The sequence below is a fragment of the Streptomyces sp. NPDC051105 genome (genome assembly GCF_040682795.1).
GTDB lineage: Bacteria > Actinomycetota > Actinomycetes > Streptomycetales > Streptomycetaceae > Streptomyces.
Genome location: NZ_JBFBBR010000008.1, coordinates 134,722 through 158,819, shown reverse-complemented (window position 1 = coordinate 158,819; position 24,098 = coordinate 134,722). Strand labels below are relative to the sequence as shown.

Here is a 24,098-nt window from a genome sequence, read left to right as displayed (position 1 = left end):
GTAACACATCGCACCACCAGGGCCGCGCGGCGCAGACCAACCGTCACCGCGCGGCCCGCCCTCTACCGCCCCCCTGACTCTCCCCACCACATGGAGGCCATGCGGTGAACACCCTGCCGCAGCAGCTGGCCAACGGGCTGTTCCTCGGCTCGATGTACGGGCTGATCGCCATCGGCTACACGATGGTGTACGGCATCGTCCAGCTCATCAACTTCGCCCACGGCGAGATCTTCATGACCGGAGGCTTCGGCGCCCTCACGGTCTACCTTCTCCTGCCGGACGGCATATCCATGTGGGTAGCCCTGCCGGCGATGCTGATCGGCGGCGCGCTGGTCGCCGTCCTCATCGCCGTCGGCGCCGAACGCTTCGCCTACCGACCACTACGCGGCGCGCCACGCCTCGCCCCGCTGATCACCGCGATCGGGCTGTCCCTCGCGCTGCAGCAGGCGGTCTTCAACTGGTACCACGTGGACGGCGACGCCAAGACCGCCCGGGTCTTCCCGCAACTGCCCTTCGGCCCTGTCCACATCGGCTCGGTGACCGTGCAGAGCGGTGATGTCTTCCTGATCATCGCCGCCCCGCTGTGCATGGCGGTCCTCGCCCTCTTCGTCCGGCTCTCCCGCACCGGCCGCGCCATGCAGGCCACCGCCCAGGACCCGGACACCGCCCAGCTGATGGGCATCGACACCAACCGCATCATCGTCGTCGCCTTCGCCATCGGCGGCTTCTTCGCGGCCGTCGCCGGTGTCTCATACGGCCTCAAGTACGGCTCCGTCTCCTACGACATGGGCTTCATCGCCGGTCTCAAGGCGTTCACCGCGGCCGTCCTCGGCGGCATCGGCAACATCTACGGCGCCATGCTCGGCGGCCTCGTCCTCGGCATCGCCGAAGCCATGGCCACCGCGTACATCGCCAACATCCCCGGCATGCAGCAGCTCGGCGGCGGCGGCTGGGCGTCCGTCTGGGCCTTCGTCCTCCTGATCCTCGTCCTCCTGTTCAGACCACAGGGTCTGCTCGGCGAACGCGTCGCGGACAGGGCGTGAGCAACATGACCGACACCACCGCCAACTCCCCTGCAGCGGCAGGGCACGGCCCGGTCCCGCTGCCGCTGTCCGTCGCCCGGCTACTCATCGCCGTCGGCGCCGTGGGCACCATCGCCAGCACCTTCCTCAGCTGGACCTGGACGTCCGAGTTCCCCGGTGACCTAACCGTCTACGGCTACCCCGCCGGCCTGCAGATCCTCGCCCTCGTGGGCGGCGCCCTCACCCTGCTGTTCGGGCTCACCCTGTGGGACGTGAAGTGGCTGCGCTGGCTGAACCCGGCGACCGCCGCCTCCCCCGTCGTGCTGACCGCCCTGTCGGCGTTCACCGTCTGCTGGTTCACCGGCATCGCCATCGCCGTCGACCTCGGCGGCCTCGTCAACCTCGACCCCGGCGCCTACGTGGCGATGGCGGCCTCCACACTGCCCCTCATCGGCGCCCTGGCCCTGCCCAACCCGAGCCCGGACACCGGCATCCGCGGCTACCTCACCAAGCCCCAGCTGCCCGCTCCCGCCAAGGCATCACCACTCACCGAGCGCATCATCATCACAGTCGGCGTCGCGCTCGCCCTGGTGGCCTTCACCTACGGCATCGGCATCGACAACGACGCGAGCGAGACCTTCATCGGCTACCTGCTGCTGCTCGTCTTCGCCGCCTGGGGCCTCATGCACACCGGCCTCGTCGACCGCTTCGCGACCACCGCGGCCCACCACAAAGGATTCGCCTCGGCGCTCGCCTTCGCCGCCGCCGTGATCTTCCCCTTCACCCAGAGCGACGACCACAACGCCAACGTCGGCGTGAACATCCTGATCTTCGCCACCGTCGCCCTCGGCCTGAACATCGTGGTCGGCCTCACCGGCCTCCTCGACCTCGGTTACGTCGCATTCCTCGGCGTCGGCGCCTACGCCGCCGCCCTGGTGTCCGGCTCCGAGTACTCCCGGTTCTCCGGCGTGCACTTCCCGTTCTGGGCCGCCGCACTCACCGGCATGGCCGCCTCGTTGATCTTCGGCGTGCTGATCGGTGCGCCCACCCTGCGACTGCGCGGCGACTACCTGGCCATCGTCACCCTCGGCTTCGGTGAGATCTTCCGTATCACCGTCAACAACCTCGACGGCGACTCCGGACCGAACATCACCCGGGGCCCCAACGGCATCACCCAGATCCCGGACCTCAACATCTTCGGATTCAACCTGGGCGAGTCACACACCATCCTCGGGCAGAACCTGGGCCGGTTCGCCAACTACTTGTTCCTGATGCTCATCGTCACGGCGATCGTCGTGCTCGTCTTCACCCGCGCCGCCGACTCCCGTATCGGCCGCTCCTGGATCGCCATCCGCGAGGACGAGACCGCCGCCACCGCCATGGGCATCAACGGCTTCCGCGTCAAGCTGATCGCCTTCGCCCTCGGCGCATCCCTCGCAGGCCTCGCCGGCACCGTGATGGCACACGTCAACTACAGCGTGAACCCGCAGCCCTACCAGTTCGCCGGCGCCGCCCCGCCCAACTCGGCCTTCCTGCTGGCCGCCGTCGTCCTCGGCGGCATGGGCACCGTCAGCGGCCCGCTGCTCGGCGCGAGCGTGCTCTACCTGGTCCCCGAGAAGCTCCAGTTCCTCCAGAACTACGAGCTGTTCGCGTTCGGCATCGCGCTCATCCTGCTGATGCGGTTCCGGCCGGAGGGCATCATCGCCAACCGCCGCCGCCAGCTGGAGTTCCACGAGACCGGCCAGCTCGACGTACCGGCGCAAGAAACGCTGACCGACGATCCGGCCGTCACCAAGGCAGGGGCGTAAAGAACCATGACGACACCTGTACTCGAAGCCCGTGACGTCACCATGCGGTTCGGCGGCCTGACCGCCGTCCGATCCGTGGACTTCACGGTCAACAGTGGCGAGATCGTCGGCCTGATCGGCCCGAACGGCGCCGGCAAGACCACCTTCTTCAACTGCCTCACCGGTCTGTACGTCCCCACCGAGGGCACGGTCTCCTACCAGGGCAAGGTGCTGCCTCCCAAGCCGCACCTGGTGACGCAGGCAGGCATCGCCCGCACCTTCCAGAACATCCGGCTCTTCGCCAACATGACCGTCCTGGAAAACGTCCTCGTGGGCCGCCACACGCGAACCAAAGAGGGCCTGTGGTCCGCGCTCCTGCGCGGCCCCGGCTTCCGCAAGGCCGAAAAGGAGTCCGAGGCGAAAGCCATGGAACTCCTGGAGTTCATCGGCCTCGCCGCCAAGCGCGACCACCTCGCACGCAACCTGCCCTACGGCGAGCAGCGCAAGCTGGAGATCGCCCGAGCGCTGGCGAGCGAACCCGGCCTGCTGCTGCTCGACGAGCCGACGGCCGGCATGAACCCGCAGGAGACCCGGGCCACCGAAGAACTCGTCTTCGCCATCCGGGACAAGGGCATCGCCGTCCTCGTCATCGAGCACGACATGCGTTTCATCTTCAACCTGTGCGACCGCGTCGCCGTGCTCGTCCAGGGCGAGAAGCTCGTCGAAGGCACGTCCGACGTCGTCCAGGCCGACGAGCGCGTCGTCGCCGCCTATCTGGGTGAACCCTTCGAGGGAGACCCCGGAGAGGCGGAAGCCGCCGAGGTCGAGGCCGCCGCAGCCGCCGCGGCATCCACCGACGCGCCGACCGACACCGAACCGTCCGACACGGACAACCCCCAGGTGGACAGCACCACCGACACCACCAAGGGAGAGGCCCGGTGACCGCACTACTGGAGGTCGAGGACCTCAGAGTCGCCTACGGCAAGATCGAGGCCGTCAAGGGCATCTCGTTCAGCGTGGAAGCCGGCGAGGTCGTCACGCTCATCGGCACCAACGGCGCCGGCAAGACGACGACCCTGCGCACCTTGTCGGGCCTGCTCAAGCCCGCCTCCGGCCGGATCGTCTTCGACGGCAAGCCGCTGAGCGGTGTCCCGGCACACAAGATCGTCGCACTCGGGCTGGCCCACTCCCCCGAAGGCCGGCACATCTTCCCGCGCCTGACCATCAGCGAGAACCTCCAGCTCGGTGCCTTCCTCCGCAAGGACAAGGCAGGCATCGAGAAGGACATCCAGCGCGCCTACGACCTCTTCCCGATCCTGGGCGAGCGGCGCAAGCAGGCCGCCGGCACACTCTCGGGCGGCGAGCAGCAGATGCTGGCCATGGGACGGGCACTGATGTCCCAGCCGAAGCTGCTGATGCTGGACGAACCGTCCATGGGACTGTCGCCGATCATGATGCAGAAGATCATGGCGACAATCGCCGAGCTGAAGTCCGAAGGCACGACGATCCTGCTCGTCGAGCAGAACGCCCAGGCCGCGCTCTCCCTGGCCGACCAGGGGCACGTGATGGAGGTCGGCAACATCGTGCTCTCGGGCAGCGGGCAGGACCTGCTGCACGACGAGTCGGTCCGCAAGGCCTATCTGGGCGAGGACTGACACCCGCGTTCGAAACGACGAGGCCCGCGCTCCCTCTTCTCCGGAGCGCGGGCCTCGTCGTCGGTACGGGGCGGCCGGTCAGCCCTTGCTGGACTTCTTCTCGTCACTGTCCGCGATGACCGCCTCCGCGACCTGCTGCATCGACATCCGGCGGTCCATCGACGTCTTCTGGATCCAGCGGAACGCGGCCGGCTCGGTCAGGCCGTACTCGGTCTGCAGGATGGACTTCGCACGGTCGACCAGCTTGCGGGTCTCCAGGCGCAGGGTGAGGTCGGCGACCTCCTTCTCCAACTGCTTCAGCTCCGTGAAGCGGGAGACGGCCATCTCGATCGCCGGGACCACGTCGCTCTTGCTGAACGGCTTGACGAGGTACGCCATCGCACCGGCGTCCCGGGCCCGCTCCACCAGGTCGCGCTGCGAGAACGCGGTGAGCATCAGGACCGGGGCGATGGACTCCGCGGCGATCTTCTCGGCCGCCGAGATGCCGTCCAGCTTGGGCATCTTGACGTCCAGGATGACCAGGTCGGGGCGGTGCTCGCGGGCGAGTTCGACCGCCTGCTCGCCGTCGCCGGCCTCGCCGACGACGGTGTACCCCTCCTCCTCCAGCATCTCTTTCAGGTCGAGCCGGATCAGGGCCTCGTCCTCGGCGATGACGACACGGGTCGTCATCGGAGGCACATGCGACTTGTCGTCGTCGGGTACGTCGACTGGCTGGGGCGACTCGGCGGCGGTCACGGGGGCTCCTCGTTCAGGGCAGGGGTACTGCTGACTAGAGCCTACCTAGCTGCGCTCGCCACCAGTGACCCGGTACACTCTCGGCTGTGCCCAAGCCGGGTTGGTGGAATGGCATACACGGATGTCTCAAACACATCTGCCCGAGAGGGCTTGCGGGTTCGAGTCCCGCACCCGGCACATCGCAAAGCGGAGGTTCACGCTCGTGTGAACCTCCGTTTTTTGCTGCACGGTGTCACGACTGGTGACCCACAGTGGAACACGTGAACCTCCACGGAACTGAAGTGCGACAGATGGCCGTCACTCTCCTGCGCGACGGAGCACGAAACGCAGATGTGGCTCGCCAGTTCGGCATCCCACCCGGCACGATCAGCTACTGGAAACACGTGGACCGGGCAAAACGGGGAGAGTGTCCCGGACGCACGCCCCCGCCATGCCCTCGATGCGACGGCGAACTGGACCCTCCGGCCTACGCCTACCTTCTCGGCCTCTACCTGGGAGATGGTCACATCGTCCAGAATCGGGCGATGCGAGCACCCAGCCTGTCAGTCGCTTGTGACGACTCCTACCCGGGTCTCATGGACGAATGCGAGACCGCCATGCGGTCCGTGTTTCCCGAGAACTCAGTCTGCCGCGTCCGCCGCCAGGGCTGTCGGCAGCTGAAGGTGTCGTCCAGGCACTTGTGGTGCCTCTTCCCCCAGCACGGCCCCGGCAAGAAACACGAGCGCCCCATCGTCCTCGCACCCTGGCAGCAAGCGATCGTCGACGCCCACCCCTGGGAGTTCATCCGCGGCCTCCTCCACTCCGACGGCTGCCGTATCACCAACTGGACGACCCGCATCGTCGCCGGTGAGCGCAAGCGGTACGAATACCCGCGCTACTTCTTCACCAACAAGTCCGACGACATCCGGAAGCTCTTCACCGACGCACTCGACCTGGTCGGCGTCGGGTGGACGACGCTCGCTCGCGGGAACGACCCCTTCAACATCTCCATCGCCCGCAAGGCCTCCGTAGCTCTCATGGACACCCACGTAGGCCCCAAACACTGAACGCGAAGGGCCCCTCCATAAGAGGGGCCCGCGCCCGTCACTTAGGGCTGTCGTCCTCCCCGATGTGGTGTACGCGCACCATGTTCGTCGAGCCGGACACCCCCGGAGGCGACCCCGCCGTGATCACCACGACGTCGCCCTTCTCGCAGCGGCCGTACTTCAGCAGCAGCTCGTCCACCTGGTCGACCATCTTGTCCGTCGAGTCGACGTGCGGGCCGAGGAAGGTCTCGACGCCCCAGGTCAGGTTGAGCTGGGAGCGGGTGGCCGGTTCCGGGGTGAAGGCGAGCAGCGGGATCGGCGAGCGGTAGCGGGAGAGCCGGCGGACGGTGTCTCCCGACTCGGTGAAAGCGACCAGGAACTTCGCGTTCAGGAAGTCGCCCATCTCGGCGGCGGCCCGGGCGACCGCGCCGCCCTGGGTGCGGGGTTTGTTGCTCTCGGTCAGCGGTGGCAGGCCCTTGGCGAGGATGTCCTCCTCGGCCGCTTCGACGATCTTCGCCATGGTCCGGACGGTCTCGATGGGGTACTTGCCGACGCTGGTCTCGCCGGAGAGCATCACCGCGTCCGTGCCGTCGATCACCGCGTTGGCGACGTCGGAGGCCTCGGCGCGGGTGGGCCGGGAGTTGTCGATCATGGAGTCGAGCATCTGGGTGGCGACGATGACCGGCTTGGCGTTGCGCTTGGCCAGCTTGACGGCGCGCTTCTGGACGATCGGCACCTGTTCCAGCGGCATCTCGACGCCGAGGTCGCCGCGGGCGACCATGATGCCGTCGAAGGCGGCCACGATGGAGTCGATGTTCTCGACGGCCTGGGGCTTCTCGACCTTGGCGATCACGGGGAGGCGGCGGCCCTCCTCGGCCATGATGCGGTGGACGTCCTCGACGTCGCGGCCGCTGCGCACGAAGGAGAGGGCGATCACGTCGAAGCCGGTGCGCAGTGCCCATCGCAGGTCGGCCTCGTCCTTGTCGGAGAGGGCCGGGACGGAGACGGCGACGCCGGGGAGGTTGAGGCCTTTGTGGTCGGAGACCATGCCGCCTTCGACGACGGTGGTGTGGACGCGGGGGCCGTCGACGTGGGTGACCTCGAGGCAGACCTTGCCGTCGTCGACGAGGACGCGCTCACCGGGGGTGACGTCGTCGGCGAGGCCGGCGTATGTCGTCCCGCATTGGCGGCGGTCGCCCGCGGCGCCCTCCTCGACGGTGATGACGAAGGTGTCGCCGCGTTCGAGGAGTACCGGTCCTTCGGTGAAGCTGCCGAGGCGAATCTTCGGGCCTTGAAGGTCGGCGAGCATCCCGACGCTGCGACCGGTCTCGTCGGAGGCCTTGCGGACACGCTGGTAGCGCTCCTCGTGCTCGGCGTAGCTGCCGTGGCTGAGGTTGAATCGGGCGACGTCCATTCCGGCGTCGACCAGGGCCTTGATCTGGTCGTACGAGTCGGTGGCGGGCCCCAGAGTACAAACGATCTTTGCTCGGCGCATGTTTCGAGCCTAGGCCTTACCGGCGGGTAGAGAATTGGCCGTACATGACGACCCAACAACCTTTGCGTGAAGGCCTATTGACAAGTGTTGAATTGTGCGGTGGCCCGCTCCGATGAGCATCTCGCATATGTTGAATGCGGGAATGCGGGCGCTCATTCATTCGAAATGCCGAACGTCGCTTCCCGGGTCACAGCTTCGGCGGCGCCATCGTGAATCGCGCGCTGACCTGAGCGGTAACGCGCAGTTGCGGAGGTTCGAGATCGAGGGGTTCGGCGGGCTCGGCGATTTCGGCGGCGGCGGCCATCCGGCGGACCCCGCCGCCGAAGGCCGCCCGGCGCGGCTGAGGACCGTCGATGCCCGTGTCGGCGAGCTCGACCAGGGCGGCCAGGGAGGTGCCGAGGGCGCTCGCGTACTCCCGGGCCCGTTGCACCGCCTCGGCGACCGCCTGCCGCCGGGCCTCGCCGTGCACGGGTGAGTCGGGGCGCAGCGACCACCAGGGGCCGTCGACCCGGGTCAGTTCCAAGTCGGCGAGTCTGGTGGTGAGTTCGCCGAGGACGGTGAAGTCGGTGAACTCGGCGGTGAGCTGGACCCGGCCCTGGTAGCTGCGGACCCGTTCGCCGCGGCCGCGTTCGGCGAGTTCGGGGGCGATGGAGAAGGTGCCGGTCGACAGACGGGCCACTGCCTCGCCGTAGGACTTGATCAGGTCGAGGGCGGCGGTGTTGCGGCGGGTGAGGTCGTCCAGCGTGGAGCGGCGGTCGCGGCCGCGGGCGCTCACTGTGACGGCGATCCGGGCCAGCTCGGGCTCGACCTCCAGCTCGGCCTCGCCTCGTACGACGAGCAGGGGGGCGTCGGGTGTGCCGGCCGGCCGGTGTTCCTCGGGTGAGGTCATACGCCCCACTCTGTCATGTCATCCCCGCTTGTGTGTCCCGCAGTTCACCGTTCAGGTCACCGGATCGAAACCTCCGGGACCTGTTGCCGTCGGCTATGCCCAGGACAGAATCTACGCGCGTCGTTGACCATTTCCCGAGGAGATCGAGACATGCCCTTGAATCGCCGGAAGTTCCTGAAGAAGTCCGCCGCCACCGGGGCGGGAGTGGCGGTCGCCGGAGCGGCGGCGGCTCCGGCGCAGGCCGCCCAGGCCGCCGCGAGGCCCGCCGAGCACCCCAAGCGGTACTCCCTGACCGTCATGGGCACCACCGACCTGCACGGAAACGTCTTCAACTGGGACTACTTCAAGGACGCGGCGTACACGGACGCCAAGGGCAACGCGCTCGGCCTGGCGCGCATCTCGACCCTGGTGAACCAGGTGCGCGAGGAGAAGGGCCGCCACAACACCCTGCTGCTGGACGCCGGTGACACCATCCAGGGCACCCCGCTGACGTACTACTACGCCAAGGTCGACCCGATCACGGCCAAGGGCGGCCCGGTGCACCCGATGGCGCAGGCCATGAACGCGATCGGGTATGACGCGGCGGCGCTCGGCAACCACGAGTTCAACTACGGCATCGAGACCCTGCGCAGGTTCGAGGACCAGCTGCGCTTCCCGCTGCTCGGCGCGAACGCGGTCGACGCGAAGACCCTCAGGCCCGCCTTCCCGCCGTACTTCATGAAGAAGTTCCACGTCCCGGGCGCCCCGCCGGTCAAGGTCGCCGTGCTCGGTCTGACCAACCCGGGCATCGCGATCTGGGACAAGGCCTACGTCCAGGGCAAGCTGGCCTTCCCGGGTCTTGAGGAGCAGGCCGCGAAGTGGGTGCCCAAGCTGAAGGCGATGGGCGCGGACGTGGTCGTGGTCTCGGCGCACTCCGGCACCTCGGGCACCTCGTCCTACGGCGACCAGGTGCCGTACGTCGAGAACGCGGCCGCGAACGTGGCGAGGCAGGTGCCGGGCATCGACGCCGTCCTGGTCGGCCACGCGCACGTGGAGATCCCGGAGCTGAGGGTCACCAACGAGGCCACCGGGAAGACCGTCGTCCTCTCCGAGCCGCTGTGCTACGCCGAGCGCCTCACCCTCTTCGACATCGAGCTGGTGTTCGACAAGGGGAGCTGGGAGGTGGAGTCGGTCGCCGCCTCGCTGCGCAACTCCAACACCGTCGCCGACGACCCGAAGATCACCCGGCTGCTGAAGGACGAGCACGCGAAGGTCGTCGAGTACGTCAACCAGGTCGTCGGCACCGCGACCGCGACCCTCACCACGGTCGAGGCCCGCTACAAGGACGCCCCGATCATCGACCTGATCACCAAGGTCCAGGAGGACGTGGTCAAGGCGGCTCTGGCGAGCACCGAGTACGCCGCGCTCCCGGTGCTCGCCCAGGCCTCGCCGTTCTCCCGGACCTCCCAGATCCCGGCCGGCGAGGTCACCATCCGGGACCTGTCGAGCCTGTACGTGTACGACAACACGCTGGTCGCCAAGTTGATGACGGGCGCTCAGGTCCGGGCGTATCTGGAGTACTCCGCGCAGTACTTCGTGCAGACGGCCGCCGGCGACGTCGTCGACGTGGACAAGCTGACGAACGCGAACAACCGCCCGGACTACAACTACGACTATGTCTCGGGCCTGGGGTACGAGATCGACATCGCCCAGCCGGCCGGGTCCCGGATCAAGAACCTGACCTACGACGGTGCCGCCCTGGACGACGCCCAGCAGTTCGTGCTGGCGGTGAACAACTACCGCGCCAACGGCGGCGGCGCGTTCCCGTACGTCGCCTCGGCGAAGGAGCTGTGGTCGGAGTCAACGGAGATCCGTACCCGGATCGCGGAGTGGGTGACCGCCAAGGGTGTCCTTGACCCGAAGGACTTCGCGTCGGCGGACTGGAAGCTGACCCGCGACGGCACGCCGGTGTTCTGACGGGGTCGGCGGGCGCCGGTCCTGGGACCGGCGCCCGTCGCTCAGTCGGCCAGGGGGGTGAGCTGCCTCGGCCGCTGCCCGTTCTGTGGGGGAACCCTCTCCTCCGAGCGCTCCAGGCCGAAGCTGGTGAAGGCCGTGCGGGCGGGCAGCGGGTACGGCTCCTTGCCGGTGAGGGAGTTGAGGATGGTGGCGCTGCGCCAGGCGGCGAGGCCCAGGTCGGGGGTGCCGACGCCGTGGGTGTGGAACTCGGCGTTCTGCACGTACGCCGATCCGGTCACGGACGGGTCGAGGACGAGCCGGAACCGCTCGTCCACGCGCGGGCGTTCGCTGTTGTCCCGGCGCAGATAGGGGTCGAGTCCGGCGAGCAGCCGGCCCAGGGGGCGCTCGCGGTAGCCGGTGGCCAGCACCACGGCGTCGGTGGCGAGCCGGGAGCGGCTGCCTTGCTGGATGTGTTCCAGGTGGAGTTCGATCTTGGTGGTGGCGATGCGTCCGGCCGTGCGGACCTGGACCCCGGGTGTGAGGACGGCGTCGGGCCAGCCGCCGTGCAGGGTGCGGCGGTAGAGCTCCTCGTGGATGGCGGCGATGGTGTCGGCGTCGATGCCACGGTGCAGCCGCCACTGGGAGGCGACCAGCCGGTCGCGGACGGGCTCGGCGAGGGCGTGGAAGTAGCGGGTGTGGTCGGGGGTGAAGTGCTCCAGGCCGAGCTTGGAGTACTCCATGGGCGCGAAGGCCTCGCTGCGGCCGATCCAGTGCAGTTTCTCGCGGCCGGCCGGGCGGTGCCGCAGTAGGTCGAGGAAGACCTCGGCGCCGGACTGTCCGGAGCCGACGACGGTGACGTGCTCGGCGGCGAGGAAGGACTCGCGGTGGTCGAGGTAGTCGGCCGCGTGCACGACGGGCACGCCGGGTGCCTCCACCAGGGGTTTGAGCGGGTCGGGCACATGGGGAACCGTGCCGATCCCGAGTACGACGTTCTTCGTGTAGGTACGGCCCAGGGACTCGGCCTCCCCCTCGGCGTCGAGCTGGGTGAAGTCGACTTCGAACAGGTCCCGTTCGGAGTTCCAGCGGACCGCGTCCACCTGGTGCGAGAAACGCAGGCCCGGCAGGCTCTCGGCGACCCAGCGGCAGTAGGCGTCGTACTCGGCGCGCTGGATGTGGAAGCGCTCGGCGAAGTAGAAGGGGTAGAGCCGGTCGCGGGACTTGAGGTAGTTGAGGAACGACCAGGGGCTGGCGGGGTCGGCGAGGGTCACCAGGTCGGCGAGGAACGGGACCTGGATGGTGGCGCCGTCGATCAGCAGCCCGGGGTGCCAGTCGAAGCCGGGGCGCTGTTCGTAGAAGACGGCATCCAGTTCGGCGAGTGGGTGGGCGAGGGCGGCCAGGGAGAGGTTGAACGGTCCGACGCCGATGCCGACCAGGTCGCGGGGTGCTTCCGGCTCCTGGTGTGGGGGGTTGGGCAGGGAGCTCATTGGGGCGTCGTTCCTTCCACGAGTTTGAGGAGGACGGCCAGTTCGTCCGGCCGGGTGTGGGGGTTGAGGAGGGTGGCCTTGAGCCAGAGCCGGCCGTCGAGCCGGGCCCGGCCGAGGACGGCGCGGCCGTCGTGCAGCAGCCTGCGCCGTATGCCGGCGACGTCGTCGTCGGTGGCTCCGGCGGGGCGGAACAGGACTGTGCTGATGTTCGGCCGGTCGTAGAGTTCGAAACCGGGATGCTCCTGGACCAGGGCCGCGAACTCCCGGGCCCGTGCGCACACCTGGTCGATCAGCGCGCCGAGTCCGGAGCGGCCCAGGGTCCTGAGGGTGACCGCGATCTTGAGGACGTCGGGGCGCCGGGTGGTGCGCAGGGAGCGGCCGAGCAGGTCGGGGTAGCCGGCCTCGGTGTCGTCGTCGGCGTTGAGGTAGTCGGCGTGGTGGTGGAGTACGCCGAGCTCGGCCGGGCGGGCGACCGCGAGCAGGCCGGCGGCGACCGGCTGCCAGCCGAGTTTGTGCAGGTCGAGGGTGACGGTGTGGGCGCGCTCCAGGCCGGCGAGTTTGTCCCGGTGCCGGTCGCTGAAGGCGAGCGTGCCTCCGTAGGCGGCGTCGATGTGCAGTCGGGCGCCGTGGGCCGCGCACAGGCCCGCGATCTCGGGGAGCGGGTCGATGAGGCCGGCGTCGGTGGTACCGGCGGTCGCGGCCACGACGAACGGTTTCGGCAGGTGGGTGAGGGCGGCGTGTAGGGCGGCCGGGTCGAGGGTGCCGTTCGGTGCCGGGACCACGACCGGGTCGGGCAGGCCGAGCAGCCAGGCGGCCCGGGGCAGCGAGTGGTGGGCGTTGGCGCCGCAGATCAGCCGGACGCCGCCGCCGAGGGCCTCGCGGGCGAGGAGCAGGGCGAGTTGGTTGGACTCGGTGCCGCCGCTGGTGACCACGGCGTCGGAGAGGCCGATGGCGTGGGCGAGGGCGCGGGTGACCATGGCTTCCAGGGCGGAGGCCGCCGGGGCCTGGTCCCATGAGTCCAGTGAGGGGTTGAGGGCGCTCGCGGCGAGGTCGGCGGCGGTGGCGACGGCGAGCGGCGGGCAGTGCAGATGCGCCGCGCACAGCGGGTCGGCGGGGTCGGCCGCGCCTGCCGCGAGGGCGGTGACCAAGGTGCGCAGGGCGTCGGGGTCGCCGTCGTCCGGGAGTACGTCCCCGACGGCGTCGGCGACCTGCTCGGCCACCGCCTCCGGACCGCCCGCGGGCAGCGGTCCGCCGCGGGTCCGGCCGCCGTCGCGCAGCGCGTCGAGCACGGTGTCGAGCAGGGGCCGCAGGGCGTCGGGGCCCTGGGGTCCGGATGCGAGAGGCGGTGTGCTCATGGGTCTCCTCGGGGCGCCGGCCGAAAGGGGTTGTCCGCGGGGGGAGTTCCAGCTTGTACGGGATTGGGTCTGCGCGTCCCCAAAGCTCAACGATCGGAACCCGAAAGTGGGTACTGCCGTGCGGGGAAAACGTGTCGGGGCGGTGTGCCCGGGGCGCGTCGGAGCAGACGGTGACAGGGCGTTGAGACCGGGGCTGACCGGGGTTAACGTCGGTCGGGTGGTTGACGCGTGGATGATCGAGGTGCCCGGTGAGCGGGTGTTGGTGCGGGAGCCGCTGCCCTCGGACGAGGGGCCGCTCCTCGACCTGTTCGAGGCGTGCGAGGACTGGTTCGTGGCGGCGACGGGACTGCCGTCGGGGCCGGGCGATGTGCAGAGCCTCTTCTACGGGCTGCCCGAGGGCGCCGACCCGGACGACAAGGTGCTGCTCGTGCTGGAGCGGGACGGGGTCGTCTCGGGCCTGGTGGACGCGGTACGGAACCATCCGGGGCCGGGTGCGGTCGCGGTGGGCCTGTTCCTGCTGGCGCCCTGGGCGCGGGGCCGGGGCCTCGGGCGGACGCTGGCCGAGTCGCTGCTCGCGCATGCCGAGGGGGTCTCCCGGGTGACGGCGAGCGTGCCGCCGGGCTGGCGGTCCGGGGAGCGCTTCCTGGAGCGCCTGGGCTTCACGCTGGGCGCGGAGGCGCCCGGGGCGGCCGAGGTGGGCAACCGGCGCGCGGGACCCCGGGAAGGAGGCGTGCGCCGGGCGGAACTACGGCTGGCGGCGGACTGAGGGCTCTGGTCGGGCGTCAGAAACTCAGAGCCTTCAGGGTCTCCAGGACCTCCAGGACCTCCAGGACCTCCAGGGCCTCCAGGGCCTCCAGGGCCTCCAGGGCCTCCAGGGCCTCCAGGGCCTCCAGGAGCGTCAGGGCTGGAAGTCGGCCGCGTGGTCCTTGGCCCACTGCTCGAAGGTACGGGCCGGGCTGCCGGTGATCTCCTCGACCGTGGTGGTGATCTCGGGAGCGACGCCGACGGTGTCCGCGAAGGTCTTCAGGATGCCCCTGACCAGCTCCGGCGGTGTCTGCGGGAAGAGCAGCGGGGCCGCCTCCGCCGGTCCCACCTCGACGAAGGTCAGGTCCCGGCCGACGGCCCGCCCGATCGCGGCGATCTGGTCGGTGTTGGTGGTCGCGGCGGGGCCGGTGAGGCGGTGGACGGCGCCCTCGTGGCCGTCGTCGAGGAGGGCGCGTTCCGCGACGGCGGCGATGTCGTCCTCGTGGATGGGTGCCGTGAGCATGTCGGCGAAGACACCGCGGACGGTGTCGCCGGCCCGGATCTGGGGTGCCCACTGGAGGGCGTTGGTGGCGAACGCGTTGGGGCGCAGGAACGTCCAGGCGAGGCCGCTGTCGCGGATCTGCCGCTCGGCGGTGGCGTGCATGGCGTGGATCGGGTGGGTTTCGTCGGCGCCCTCCTGGATGATCCCGGAGGAGAGCAGGACGACCTGTCGGACTCCGGCCGCGCGGGCCGCGTCCAGCAGCTTGGGCATCCGGCCGTCGGCGCCCTGGACGTACAGGAAGACCTTGTCCGCACCCTCGAACAGGGGGGCCTGGTCGTCCGGCCGGAATCGCACCACCTCGGCTTTGTCGGGCAGGCCGGCCGTCTCCGGGGCGCGGGTGAGCGCGCGCACGGGCTGTCCGTCGGCGACGAGACGTGCGACGAGGGCGCGGCCGACGTTGCCGGTGGCACCGGTGACTACGAACACGGGTTTCTCCCTGGGTCTCTGGTGCTTCTTCGGCACCGAGCCTAGGAGCGGCGGCGGGCCCCCGCATCGTCATCAGGGACCAGCCGCGCCCGTGTCGTCCTACGTCGGCGGTCCTACGCCTCGCGGACCCGCAACGCCCGCTCCAGGTCGTCGAGTTCGTCCGTCAGGCGGCGGCGCAGGGCGATGACCGGGTCGGCGTCGCGCAGACAGGCCCGGCCCAGGGCGAGGTTCTCGGCGTCGACGGCGTGGGCGGGGAAGGCCTCGCGGCCGGCGACGGCGGCGATGGCGGGGCCGCGACGGGCGGCGACGGCGGCCGCGTCCTGGTAGTAGCGCGGAACGTACTCCCGGACGAGGTCGGCCTGTTCGGGGTGCCAGAAGCCCTGGGCGGTGGCGGTGAACAGGTAGTTGGACAGGTCATCGCCGCTGAACATCGCCTCCCAGGCCTGGCGCTTGGCCTCGGGGTCGGGCAGCGCGGCCCGGCAGCGGGCGGCGCCCTCCTGGCCGCTGGCGCTGGGGTCGCGGGCCAGTTCGGCGGCGATCTGTGCCTCGTCGGTGGCGCCGAGGACGGCGAGCCGGCTCAGGATGCGCCAGCGCAGCTCGGGGTCGAGTTCGGGGCCGCCGGGCACGGTGCCCTCGGCGAGCCAGGCGGCGATGGCGTCGGGGTGGGCGGCCGCGCGGATGAAGTGCCGTACGGCGATCAGGCGCAGGCCGGGGTTGTCGCCGTCCTCGGTGCGCCGGATGAAGTCGCGGCACAGGGCGGAGACGGTGGCGAGGGCGGCCGGGCGGTCCTCCGGCCTGAGGTACCGGTCGACGACCTGGACCGCGGTGAAGGCCAGCACGCCCTGGACGAGGGCGAGGTCGGTCTCGCGCGGGAGATGGGCCCGGGCGGTCTCCAGGTAGTCGGCGGGCGGGAGCTCGCCGTCGCGGACCGCGTCCCGCAGGGCGTTCCAGACCACCGCGCGGGTGAGCGGGTCGGGCAGGCCGGCCAGGCCGGCGCGGACGGTCCTGGCGGACTCGGCGTCGAAGCGGACCTTGGCGTAGGTCAGGTCGCCGTCGTTGAGCAGGAGTAGCGCGGGGCGCTTGCCGAGGGGCTGTGGGGCGCTCTGCGGGATGTCGAGGTCGATGCGCTCGCGCAGGGTGAGCCGGCCCTCGGCGAGGTCCCGGTCGTAGACGCCGACGCAGACGCGGTGCGGGCGGTTGCCGGTGCGCTCGACGGTGAGGGTGCGGGTGCCGTCGGGGGCGGTGGCCAGGGCCGGGGTGAGGGTGTCGACGCCGGTGGTGCGCAGCCAGGCGTCGGCCCAGGCGTGCACGTCGCGTTCGGTGGCGGCGGCGAGGGAGTCGATGAAGTCGGCGAGGGCGGCGTTGCCGAACCGGTGCCGCCGGAAGTGGATGTTGATGCCGGCGAGGAAGTCCTTCTCGCCCATCCAGGCGACCAGCTGGCGCAGCGCGGAGGCGCCCTTGGCGTAGGAGATGCCGTCGAAGTTGAGCAGGGCGGCGGCGGTGTCGTCGACGGCCTCGGGGGCGACCGGGTGGGTGGAGGGGCGCTGGTCGGCGTCGTAGCCCCAGGCCTTGCGGGACACGCCGAAGTCGACCCAGGTCTCGGTGAAGCGGGTGGCTTCGGTGAGGGTCTGGTAGCCCATGTACTCGGCGAACGACTCGTTCAGCCAGATGTCGTCCCACCACTTCAGGGTGACGAGGTCGCCGAACCACATGTGGGCCATCTCGTGGGCGATGACCATCGCGCGGGTCTGCCGCTCGGTGTCGGTGACGGCGGAGCGGTAGACGAACTCGTCGCGGAAGGTGACCAGGCCGGGGTTCTCCATGGCGCCGGCGTTGAACTCGGGGACGAACGCCTGGTCGTAGGAGTCGAAGGGGTAGGGCTCCTCGAACTTCTCGTGGTAGCGGTCGTAGCACGCGCGCGTGATGTCGAGGATCTCCTCGGCGTCGGCGTCGAGGTGCGGTGCGAGCGAGCGGCGGCAGTGGATGCCGAAGGGCAGGCCGCGGTGCTCGGTGCGCACCGAGTGCCAGGGGCCGGCGGCGACGGCGACCAGGTAGGTGGCGATCAGCGGGGTGGCGGCGGCCCGCCAGCGGCCCTCGCCGAGGTGCTCGGTGACCCCGTTGGCAAGCACGGTCCAGTCCTCGGGGACCTTGACGGACAGCTCGAAGACGGCCTTGAGGTCGGGCTGGTCGAAGGCGGCGAAGACGCGCTGTACGTCGTCGAGGAAGAGCTGGGTGTAGACGTACGTCTCGTCGTCGGTGGGGTCGGTGAAGCGGTGCATGCCCTCGCCGGTGCGGGAGTAGCGCATCGTGGCGTCGACGCGCAGCTCGTGCTCCCCGGCGGTGAGGTTCTTCAGGGGCAGCCGGTCCTGGTCCAGCGCCCCGGGGTCCAGGGGCTGTCCGTCGAGGCCGACGGCACGCAGTTCGACGGGCTTCATCTCCACGAAGGTGTCGCCGTCGGACCGAACCGTGAACCTGATCACTGTTCGGGAGTCGAAGGTCTCGTCCCCGGTGGTCAGGTCGAGGTCGATCGTGTAGCGGTGGACGTCGAGGAGCTCGGCGCGGCTCTGCGCTTCGTCGCGAGTCAGTACGGACATGCGGGCCATGCTGCCCGATGACACCGACAACGCACAGAGGTGGGAGTGGTTCGCGGCTTATGTCCGGGCCCTGGCCGTGCGGCGGGACGGGACGGCGCTGGTGGGCGCGGTGCGGCCGGCGGCCGGCCTGCCCGGCGAGCGCCTGTTCGAGCGCCTCGGCACCGCCGGTGGCCCGGTGGGGCCGGGCGCTCTACGGGGCGTGCGGCCGGGTCAGGACGCGTCCGCCGGCCCGTCGGTGTCCTCGGCGATGGACTCGTGGTGTCTGATCACCTCGGCGATGATGAAGGTCAGGAATTTCTCGGCGAAGGCGGGGTCGAGCTTGGCGTTCTCGGCGAGGGCGCGCAGCCGGGCGATCTGGCGGGCCTCGCGGGCCGGGTCGGCCGGGGGCAGCCGGTGGACCGCCTTGAGGCGGCCGACCTGCTGGGTGGCCTTGAAGCGTTCGGCGAGCAGGTGGACGACGGCCGCGTCGATGTTGTCGATGCTGTCGCGCAGCCGGCCGAGCTCGGCGCGGACGGCGGGGTCGACGTCACCGGTACCGGTGTTGCTGGTGGTCATGGGCGTCAACCCTAAGGGGACGACGGCGTGATCACTAAGGCCTTCTCTCAGGCCGCCGTCGCCGAGGCCGCCGATGTTCAGCCGCCGTCGCCGAGGCCGCCGCCGTTCAGCCGCCGCCGTTCAGCCGCCGCCGCTCAGGCCGTCCGGGCTGGGCCCTTCCTCGCTGAGCCCGTCGGCGCTGAGCCCGTCGGCGCCGAGGCCGTCGTTCCAGTCGTCGGGGACGGCTCGGCTCTGCTGGGCGCGGAAGCGGACGGGTGCCATGCCGACGCGGCGCGTGAACAGGCGGGAGAAGTAGGCCGGGTCGTCGTAGCCGACGCGGCGGGCGACGGCGGCGACGGAGAGTTCGGTGGTGGCGAGGAGTTCCTGGGCGCGGCCGAGCCGGATGCCGATCAGGTAGTCCTTGGGGCTGCACCCGGCGATCCGGCGGACGGCGGTGCGCAGCTCGGCCGGGGTCATGCCGTGCCGGGCCGCATGGTCGGCGACGGTCATGCCGGTGCAGGCGTCCCGGGCGAGTGCCTGCAGCACCGGGTCCCCGTCGGGGGCCAGGTCGGCACGCGCGCGACGCAGGGCGACCAGGAGTTCGTGCACGGCGGCGCCGGTCTCGACCTCCAGGAGGGGGTTGCCGCGGCGGGCGGCCCTGGCGATCCGGGCGATGACGTCCCGGGGTCCGGCGGCGTCCGCCAGGGGCACCACGGGCCGCTCGGGCTCGATGTAGCCGAGCTCCGTGTAGGTGGCGGTGTCGGGCCCGGTGAAGGTCACGAAGGCCTCGTCCCAGCCGCTGTCCGGGTCGGGCCCGTAGTGGTGCGCGACGCCCGGCGTCAGCCACACCAGCGCGGGCGCGGTGACCGGCGTACGGCGCCCGTCGGGCGTGCGGTACCAGCCCCGGCCGGAGCTGATCACCACGGCGACGTGCCCGTCGAGCACGCGCGGGCCGACGGCGGGCACCGCGCCGTACTGGAGGCCGACGCCCTGGCAGACCAGGCCGAGGCGGTGCTGGACGGGGCCGGGTGTGAAGAACCGCATCCAGGTGCGGAAGATCGGCACCCCTCCCGGCACTGCGTGCTCCTTCTTCTCGGCCCTTCAGTCCAACTGCTGCCGATCTTTGTCCATGGTCTCGGCGGCCGCCAGGGGGCCAAGGTGAGCCTATGAGCGACTTCACGGTGGGCGAAACGGATTTCCTGCTCGACGGCCGCCCGGTACGGCTGCTGTCCGGCGCGCTGCACTACTTCCGGGTGCACGAGGAGCAGTGGGACCACAGGCTGGCGCTGCTGCGGGCCATGGGGCTGAACTGCGTGGAGACGTACGTCCCGTGGAACCTGCACGAGCCGCGGCCGGGCTCCTTCAAGGACGTCGGGGCCCTCGGCCGCTTCCTGGACGCGGCACGGGACGCGGGCCTGTGGGCGATCGTGCGCCCGGGGCCGTACATCTGCGCGGAGTGGGAGAACGGCGGTCTGCCGCACTGGGTGACCGGTGAGCTCGGCGCCCGGGCACGCACGCGTGACGAGCGTTTCCTCCACTACGTGGACCGCTGGTTCCACCGGCTGCTGTCCGAGCTCGTGCCCCGGCAGCTGGACCGGGGCGGCCCGGTGATCATGGTCCAGGTCGAGAACGAGTACGGCAGCTACGGTTCCGACGCCGACTACCTGGCCCATCTCACGGAGCTGCTGCGCGCGCAGGGCGTCACCGTGCCGCTGTTCACCTCGGACGGCCCCGAGGACCACATGCTCACCGGCGGCTCGGTCCCGGGGCTGCTCGCGACGGTGAACTTCGGCTCCCACGCGCGCGTGGCGTTCGAGACCCTGCGCCGGCACCAGCCGGGGGGCCCGCTGATGTGCATGGAGTTCTGGTGCGGCTGGTTCGACCACTGGGGCGGCGAGCACGTCGTACGGGACGCCGGGGACGCGACGGCGGCACTGCGCGAGATCCTCGACTGCGGGGCCTCCGTGAACGTCTACATGGCGCACGGCGGAACCAACTTCGCCGGCTGGGCGGGCGCCAACCGGCCCGGCGGCGACCTGCACGAGGGCCCGCTGGAGGCGGACGTGACGTCGTACGACTACGACGCGCCGATCGACGAGTACGGCCGCACCACGGAGAAGTTCTGGCGTTTCCGCGAGGTGCTGGCCGACTACCACGCCGAGCCCCTGCCCGAACCGCCGCCCGCGCCCGCCGGGTTGGTCTCGGCGGCCGACGTGACGGTCACCGGCTGGGCATCCCTGGCCGGCGTCCTGGAAACGCTCGGCGGCCCGGAACGGGTCCACGCCGTCCCGCCCACGTTCGAGGAGCTGGGCATCGGCCGGGGCCTGGTCCGCTACGCGGCGGACGTGCCGGGACCCCGCCGGCCGTATCCGCTCACCGCGCGGGGGCTGCGCGATCTGGCCGTCGTGTACGTCGACGGGGAGCGGGCCGGCGTGCTCACCGAGGAGGAACCCCAGCTCAAGGAGCCGATCGCCGGCCCCGCGCGCGTGGAGCTCTGGGTGGAGTCCCTGGGTCGCGTCAACTACGGGCCCCGCTCCGGCGAGACGAAGGGCATCACCGGCGGCCTCCTGCACGAACGCCAGTTCCTGCACGGGGTACGCGCGCGGGGGCTGGATCTGGACGCGTTCGAGGGGGGTGTGGAGGCGGTTGCGTTCGACTCGCTCCCGGAGGACGGCGCGCCCGGGCTCTACCGGGGCGCGGTGACGGTCCACGGCGCCGGGGACGCCCGCCTGGCACTCCCCGGCTGGACCCGCGGCTTCGTCTGGATCAACGGATTCAACCTGGGCCGCTACTGGTCGGCGGGCCCGCAGGAGTCGTTGTACGTGCCGGGTCCGGTGGTGAAGGAGGGCGAGAACGAGGTGTGGATCCTGGAACTCCAGCACACCGATCAAGGAACGGTCAGGATGGCGCCCCTTTAGGGGACGCGGGGCCGTATCGATGTGCGGCTGCCGCCGCGTGGGCGCGACAAGCCCCCACCACCCGCGGCCGACGAAGAACCTCCTGTCCCGGATATCCCGCATACAGTGGAAAAAAGCTCCGGCGGCGTCTGTGGGGGTAAGGGACGTGGCGAACGGCGGCCCGGTAGAACACGGCTACCCGCACCTGGACACCGTGCGGGCCGCCATCACGGCGTTGTACCGGCGCCTGTCGTACGACACCGTCCAGACCTTCGCCACCAGCGTGCTCCCCGCCGACGTCGCGTTCTGCGACACCGACGACCTCCACCTCGGCGCCCAGCGCGTCGCTCACGAGATGGTCCGGCACTTCCGGCTGCCGGACGCCCGGATGATCGTCGGCTTCCGGGAGATGACCCACGCAGCGAACGTCGAACTCACCGCGGGCCCCGAGTACTTCATCGAGCTGAACGACCGTTTCCGCACCCATCGCGGGGACATCGGCGCGGCCCTCGCCCACGAGGTGATGCACGTCTATCTGCACCGGCTGGACCTGTCCTTCCCGAGCATCCCGGCGAACGAGATCCTCACGGACACCGCGACCACCTACCTGGGCGCGGGCTGGCTGCTGCTCGACGCCTACCGGGAGCACGGGGAGGCGTCCCAGAAGCTCGGCTATCTCACCCCGGAGGAGTTCGGCTACGTCCTGGCGAAGCGAGCCGTGGTCTTCCACGAGGACCCGTCCGTCTGGTTCACCAGCCCGCAGGCCTACACGGCGTACGAGAAGGGGAGGGCCCGGGCCCGCCAGGACGAGGAGCAGCCGCCGCTGACCGCGGCGGGCTGGGCGGGCCGCCGCCGCTACGCCCGGGACCGCCGGCACGCCCCCGCGGCCCCGGCCCCGCGGTCCGCCACCCCCTACACCTTCACCCCCGACGGCGGCGGTCAGTTGCGGGTCTCGTTCCCGTGCCCGACCTGCCACCAGCGGATCAGGGTGCCGGTACGGGGCCGGGTCCGGGCCCGGTGCTCGCTGTGCCGGACGGTACTGGAGTGCGACACCTAGTAGTGCTGTGACCGGAAGGGTCTGCCGGGAAGCTCGCGGCGTCCGGTGCGGTGCGTCGCAAGGCGGAGCATCACCCGCGTACGGGATGTACTCGGTTGGTGCGACAACGCGGCGAGGTGCCGTGCCGGGCGTCGCGAGCCGGTGAACCTTTCCGGTCGCAGCACTGGCCCGGCCCGCCGGTCAGGCCCCGTACACCGCCCCCGGCGCCGCCGCCTCGGCCAGCAGTTTCAGTGCCGTCTCCCCCGCCTCGGCCGGACTCCGGCGGGCGCCCTTGTCGGCGGTCGGTCCCGCCCGCCAGCCCTCCATGACGGTGATCCGGCCGCCCTCGGTCTCGAACACCCGCCCGGTGACCCCGGCGCTCGCGGCGGAGCCCAGCCAGACCACGAGCGGGGAGACGTTCTCCGGGGCCATGGCGTCGAAGCCGGAGTCGGGGGCGGCCATGGTCGTGGCGAACGCGCGCTCGGTCATCCGGGTGCGGGCGGCCGGGGCGACGGCGTTGACCTGGACGCCGTAGCGGGCCAGTTCGGCGGCCGCCACCAGAGTGAGGCCGACGATGCCGGCCTTGGCCGCGCTGTAGTTGCCCTGCCCGACCGAGCCCAGCAGGCCCGCTCCGCTGCTGGTGTTGACGATCCGGGCCACCGGGGCGCGGCCCGCCTTCGCCTCGGCCCGCCAGTGTCCGGCCGCGTGCCGCAGCGGCAGGAAGTGGCCCTTGAGGTGCACCCGCATGACCGCGTCCCAGTCGTCCTCGCCGAGGTTGACGAGCATCCGGTCGCGCAGGAAGCCGGCGTTGTTCACGAGGGTGTCGAGCCGGCCGTAGGTCTCCACGGCCGTTCCGATCAGCGAGGCGGCCCCGGCGGTGGTCGCGATGTCACCGTCGTGCGCGACCGCCTCGCCGCCGGCCGCGCGGATCTCGTCCACGACGGCCCCGGCGGGATGGTCCGGCCCCGGCACGCCGTCGAGGCCGACACCGAGGTCGTTGACGACGACCCGGGCGCCCTCGGCGGCGAAGGCCAGCGCGTGGGCCCGGCCGAGGCCGCGCCCGGCGCCGGTGACGACCACGACCCGGCCCGCGCAGATTCCGCTCATCTCAGTCCTCCTGGTCGGACGGCTTGTTGGCAGTAGCGGCATCGAGAAAGGGGGGCCGTTCCCCGCCGCCGTGCACGAGCAGGCTCGCCCCGCTGATGTAGGCGGCCGCGTCGGAGGCGAGGAAGACGGCGGCGGCCCCCACGTCGGACGGGACGGCGAGGCGGCCCAGCGGGACGGTGCGGGAGACGGCGTCGACGCCGTCCTGGCCGCCGTAGTGGAGGTGGGCCAGCTCAGTACGGACCATGCCGACGACCAGCGTGTTGACCCGGACCTCCGGTGCCCACTCCACCGCCATGGACCGGGCGAGGTTCTCCAGTCCCGCTTTGGCCGCGCCGTAGGCGGCGGAGCCCGGCGAGGGGCGGCCACCGCTGACACTGCCGATCATCACCACGGCTCCCCGGGCCCGCCGCAGGTGCTCGTAGGCGGCGAGGGAGGCGGTCAGCGGGGTGAGGAGGTTCAGCTCGATCACCCGGGCGTGCCGCTCGGCGTCCGCTTCGGCGAGCCGCCGGTAGGGGGTGCCGCCCGCGTTGTTGACGAGCACGTCGACCCGGGGAAGGGTGTCGAAGAACGCGCGCACGGCGGGCGGGTCGCGCAGGTCGACGGGGGTGAACCCGATGCCGTCGAGGGGTTGTTCGGGCGGCCGGCGGGCACAGGTCAGCACCTGGGCGCCGGCCTCGGCGAAGGCCCGGGCGATTCCGGCGCCCACGCCTCTGGTTCCACCGGTGACCACGACGGTCCGGCCGCGCAACGAGTCGTCCACAGGGCCTCGTTCCGGGTTTTCCACAGGGCCTCCCGCTCGCTCGCAGCGGCTGCTAG

Annotated in this window: 21 protein-coding genes and 1 tRNA gene; 10 read left to right on the top strand and 12 right to left on the bottom strand. The window is 70.9% G+C overall.

Annotated elements, in window-relative coordinates; genetic code table 11:
- Window positions 1–104 precede the first annotated feature (104 nt).
- From AB0N16_RS21165 to AB0N16_RS21150, 4 genes are read left to right on the top strand one after another with little or no spacing between them, the layout of a single operon-like run.
- A complete protein-coding gene (locus tag AB0N16_RS21165) occupies window positions 105–1,043 on the top strand; it encodes a branched-chain amino acid ABC transporter permease (RefSeq protein ID WP_365798839.1) in 939 nt (312 codons plus the stop codon).
- Between the two features lie 5 nt (window positions 1,044–1,048).
- The gene (locus tag AB0N16_RS21160) at window positions 1,049–2,830 is read left to right on the top strand and encodes a branched-chain amino acid ABC transporter permease (protein WP_365799293.1); all 1,782 of its coding nucleotides are present in this window, start codon (window positions 1,049–1,051) and stop codon (window positions 2,828–2,830) included.
- Window positions 2,831–2,836: 6 nt separating this feature from the next.
- Window positions 2,837–3,751 carry an ABC transporter ATP-binding protein gene (locus tag AB0N16_RS21155; RefSeq protein ID WP_365798837.1) on the top strand — a complete coding sequence of 305 codons (915 nt, stop codon included), beginning with the start codon at window positions 2,837–2,839 and terminating at the stop codon, window positions 3,749–3,751.
- Window positions 3,748–4,464, top strand: coding sequence for an ABC transporter ATP-binding protein (locus tag AB0N16_RS21150; protein WP_365798835.1), 717 nt, complete (start codon window positions 3,748–3,750; stop codon window positions 4,462–4,464). Before AB0N16_RS21155 ends, AB0N16_RS21150 begins: the two co-directional genes overlap by 4 nt.
- Before the next feature lie 78 nt (window positions 4,465–4,542).
- On the opposite strand, the gene AB0N16_RS21145 is transcribed toward AB0N16_RS21150, so the two are convergent.
- Window positions 4,543–5,199 carry a response regulator gene (locus AB0N16_RS21145; RefSeq protein WP_365798833.1) on the bottom strand — a complete coding sequence of 219 codons (657 nt, stop codon included), beginning with the start codon at window positions 5,197–5,199 and terminating at the stop codon, window positions 4,543–4,545.
- 94 nt (window positions 5,200–5,293) lie between these two features.
- Here AB0N16_RS21145 and AB0N16_RS21140 point away from each other — a divergent pair.
- Both AB0N16_RS21140 and AB0N16_RS21135 read left to right on the top strand, forming a co-directional pair.
- Window positions 5,294–5,376: transfer RNA gene (locus tag AB0N16_RS21140), tRNA-Leu, on the top strand.
- Between the two features lie 83 nt (window positions 5,377–5,459).
- Entirely contained in the window at window positions 5,460–6,245 is a 786-nt protein-coding gene (locus AB0N16_RS21135) for a helix-turn-helix domain-containing protein (RefSeq protein ID WP_365798831.1), read from the top strand.
- A gap of 37 nt (window positions 6,246–6,282) precedes the next feature.
- Here AB0N16_RS21135 and pyk read toward each other — a convergent pair whose 3' ends face one another.
- The gene (pyk, locus tag AB0N16_RS21130) at window positions 6,283–7,719 is read right to left on the bottom strand and encodes a pyruvate kinase (protein WP_365798829.1); all 1,437 of its coding nucleotides are present in this window, start codon (window positions 7,717–7,719) and stop codon (window positions 6,283–6,285) included.
- Window positions 7,720–7,906: 187 nt separating this feature from the next.
- Entirely contained in the window at window positions 7,907–8,608 is a 702-nt protein-coding gene (locus tag AB0N16_RS21125) for an SIMPL domain-containing protein (RefSeq protein WP_365798827.1), read from the bottom strand.
- A gap of 150 nt (window positions 8,609–8,758) precedes the next feature.
- On the opposite strand from AB0N16_RS21125, the gene AB0N16_RS21120 reads away from it, so the two are divergent.
- Window positions 8,759–10,564, top strand: a complete 1,806-nt coding sequence (locus AB0N16_RS21120; protein WP_365798825.1) for a 5'-nucleotidase C-terminal domain-containing protein — start codon at window positions 8,759–8,761, stop codon at window positions 10,562–10,564.
- 41 nt (window positions 10,565–10,605) lie between these two features.
- On the opposite strand, the gene AB0N16_RS21115 is transcribed toward AB0N16_RS21120, so the two are convergent.
- A complete protein-coding gene (locus AB0N16_RS21115) occupies window positions 10,606–12,027 on the bottom strand; it encodes a SidA/IucD/PvdA family monooxygenase (protein WP_365798823.1) in 1,422 nt (473 codons plus the stop codon).
- A complete protein-coding gene (locus AB0N16_RS21110; RefSeq protein WP_365798821.1) occupies window positions 12,024–13,382 on the bottom strand; it encodes an aminotransferase class V-fold PLP-dependent enzyme in 1,359 nt (452 codons plus the stop codon). The genes AB0N16_RS21115 and AB0N16_RS21110 overlap by 4 nt, the downstream gene beginning before the upstream one ends.
- Before the next feature lie 217 nt (window positions 13,383–13,599).
- On the opposite strand from AB0N16_RS21110, the gene AB0N16_RS21105 reads away from it, so the two are divergent.
- On the top strand, window positions 13,600–14,148 hold the full coding sequence (locus AB0N16_RS21105) for a GNAT family N-acetyltransferase (protein ID WP_365798819.1): 549 nt from the start codon (window positions 13,600–13,602) through the stop codon (window positions 14,146–14,148).
- 16 nt (window positions 14,149–14,164) lie between these two features.
- On the opposite strand, the gene AB0N16_RS21100 is transcribed toward AB0N16_RS21105, so the two are convergent.
- The 5 genes from AB0N16_RS21100 to AB0N16_RS21080 form a co-directional block, all read right to left on the bottom strand.
- A complete protein-coding gene (locus tag AB0N16_RS21100; RefSeq protein ID WP_365798817.1) occupies window positions 14,165–14,317 on the bottom strand; it encodes a hypothetical protein in 153 nt (50 codons plus the stop codon).
- Entirely contained in the window at window positions 14,281–15,114 is an 834-nt protein-coding gene (locus tag AB0N16_RS21095; RefSeq protein WP_365798815.1) for an NAD(P)H-binding protein, read from the bottom strand. Before AB0N16_RS21095 ends, AB0N16_RS21100 begins: the two co-directional genes overlap by 37 nt.
- Window positions 15,115–15,227: 113 nt before the next feature.
- A complete protein-coding gene (pepN, locus tag AB0N16_RS21090; RefSeq protein WP_365798813.1) occupies window positions 15,228–17,708 on the bottom strand; it encodes an aminopeptidase N in 2,481 nt (826 codons plus the stop codon).
- 210 nt (window positions 17,709–17,918) lie between these two features.
- On the bottom strand, window positions 17,919–18,263 hold the full coding sequence (locus AB0N16_RS21085; protein ID WP_365798811.1) for a chorismate mutase: 345 nt from the start codon (window positions 18,261–18,263) through the stop codon (window positions 17,919–17,921).
- Window positions 18,264–18,383: 120 nt separating this feature from the next.
- Entirely contained in the window at window positions 18,384–19,301 is a 918-nt protein-coding gene (locus tag AB0N16_RS21080; protein WP_365799291.1) for an AraC family transcriptional regulator, read from the bottom strand.
- A gap of 107 nt (window positions 19,302–19,408) precedes the next feature.
- Here AB0N16_RS21080 and AB0N16_RS21075 point away from each other — a divergent pair, with 107 nt between their 5' ends.
- The gene (locus AB0N16_RS21075) at window positions 19,409–21,160 is read left to right on the top strand and encodes a beta-galactosidase family protein (RefSeq protein ID WP_365798809.1); all 1,752 of its coding nucleotides are present in this window, start codon (window positions 19,409–19,411) and stop codon (window positions 21,158–21,160) included.
- 145 nt (window positions 21,161–21,305) lie between these two features.
- Window positions 21,306–22,196 carry a hypothetical protein gene (locus tag AB0N16_RS21070; RefSeq protein ID WP_365798807.1) on the top strand — a complete coding sequence of 297 codons (891 nt, stop codon included), beginning with the start codon at window positions 21,306–21,308 and terminating at the stop codon, window positions 22,194–22,196.
- Between the two features lie 180 nt (window positions 22,197–22,376).
- Here AB0N16_RS21070 and AB0N16_RS21065 read toward each other — a convergent pair whose 3' ends face one another.
- Window positions 22,377–23,282 (bottom strand): SDR family oxidoreductase, encoded by a 906-nt coding sequence (locus tag AB0N16_RS21065; RefSeq protein ID WP_365798805.1) that lies wholly within the window; start codon window positions 23,280–23,282, stop codon window positions 22,377–22,379.
- Window position 23,283: 1 nt separating this feature from the next.
- Window positions 23,284–24,042 carry an SDR family oxidoreductase gene (locus AB0N16_RS21060; protein WP_365798803.1) on the bottom strand — a complete coding sequence of 253 codons (759 nt, stop codon included), beginning with the start codon at window positions 24,040–24,042 and terminating at the stop codon, window positions 23,284–23,286.
- Window positions 24,043–24,098 lie beyond the last annotated feature (56 nt).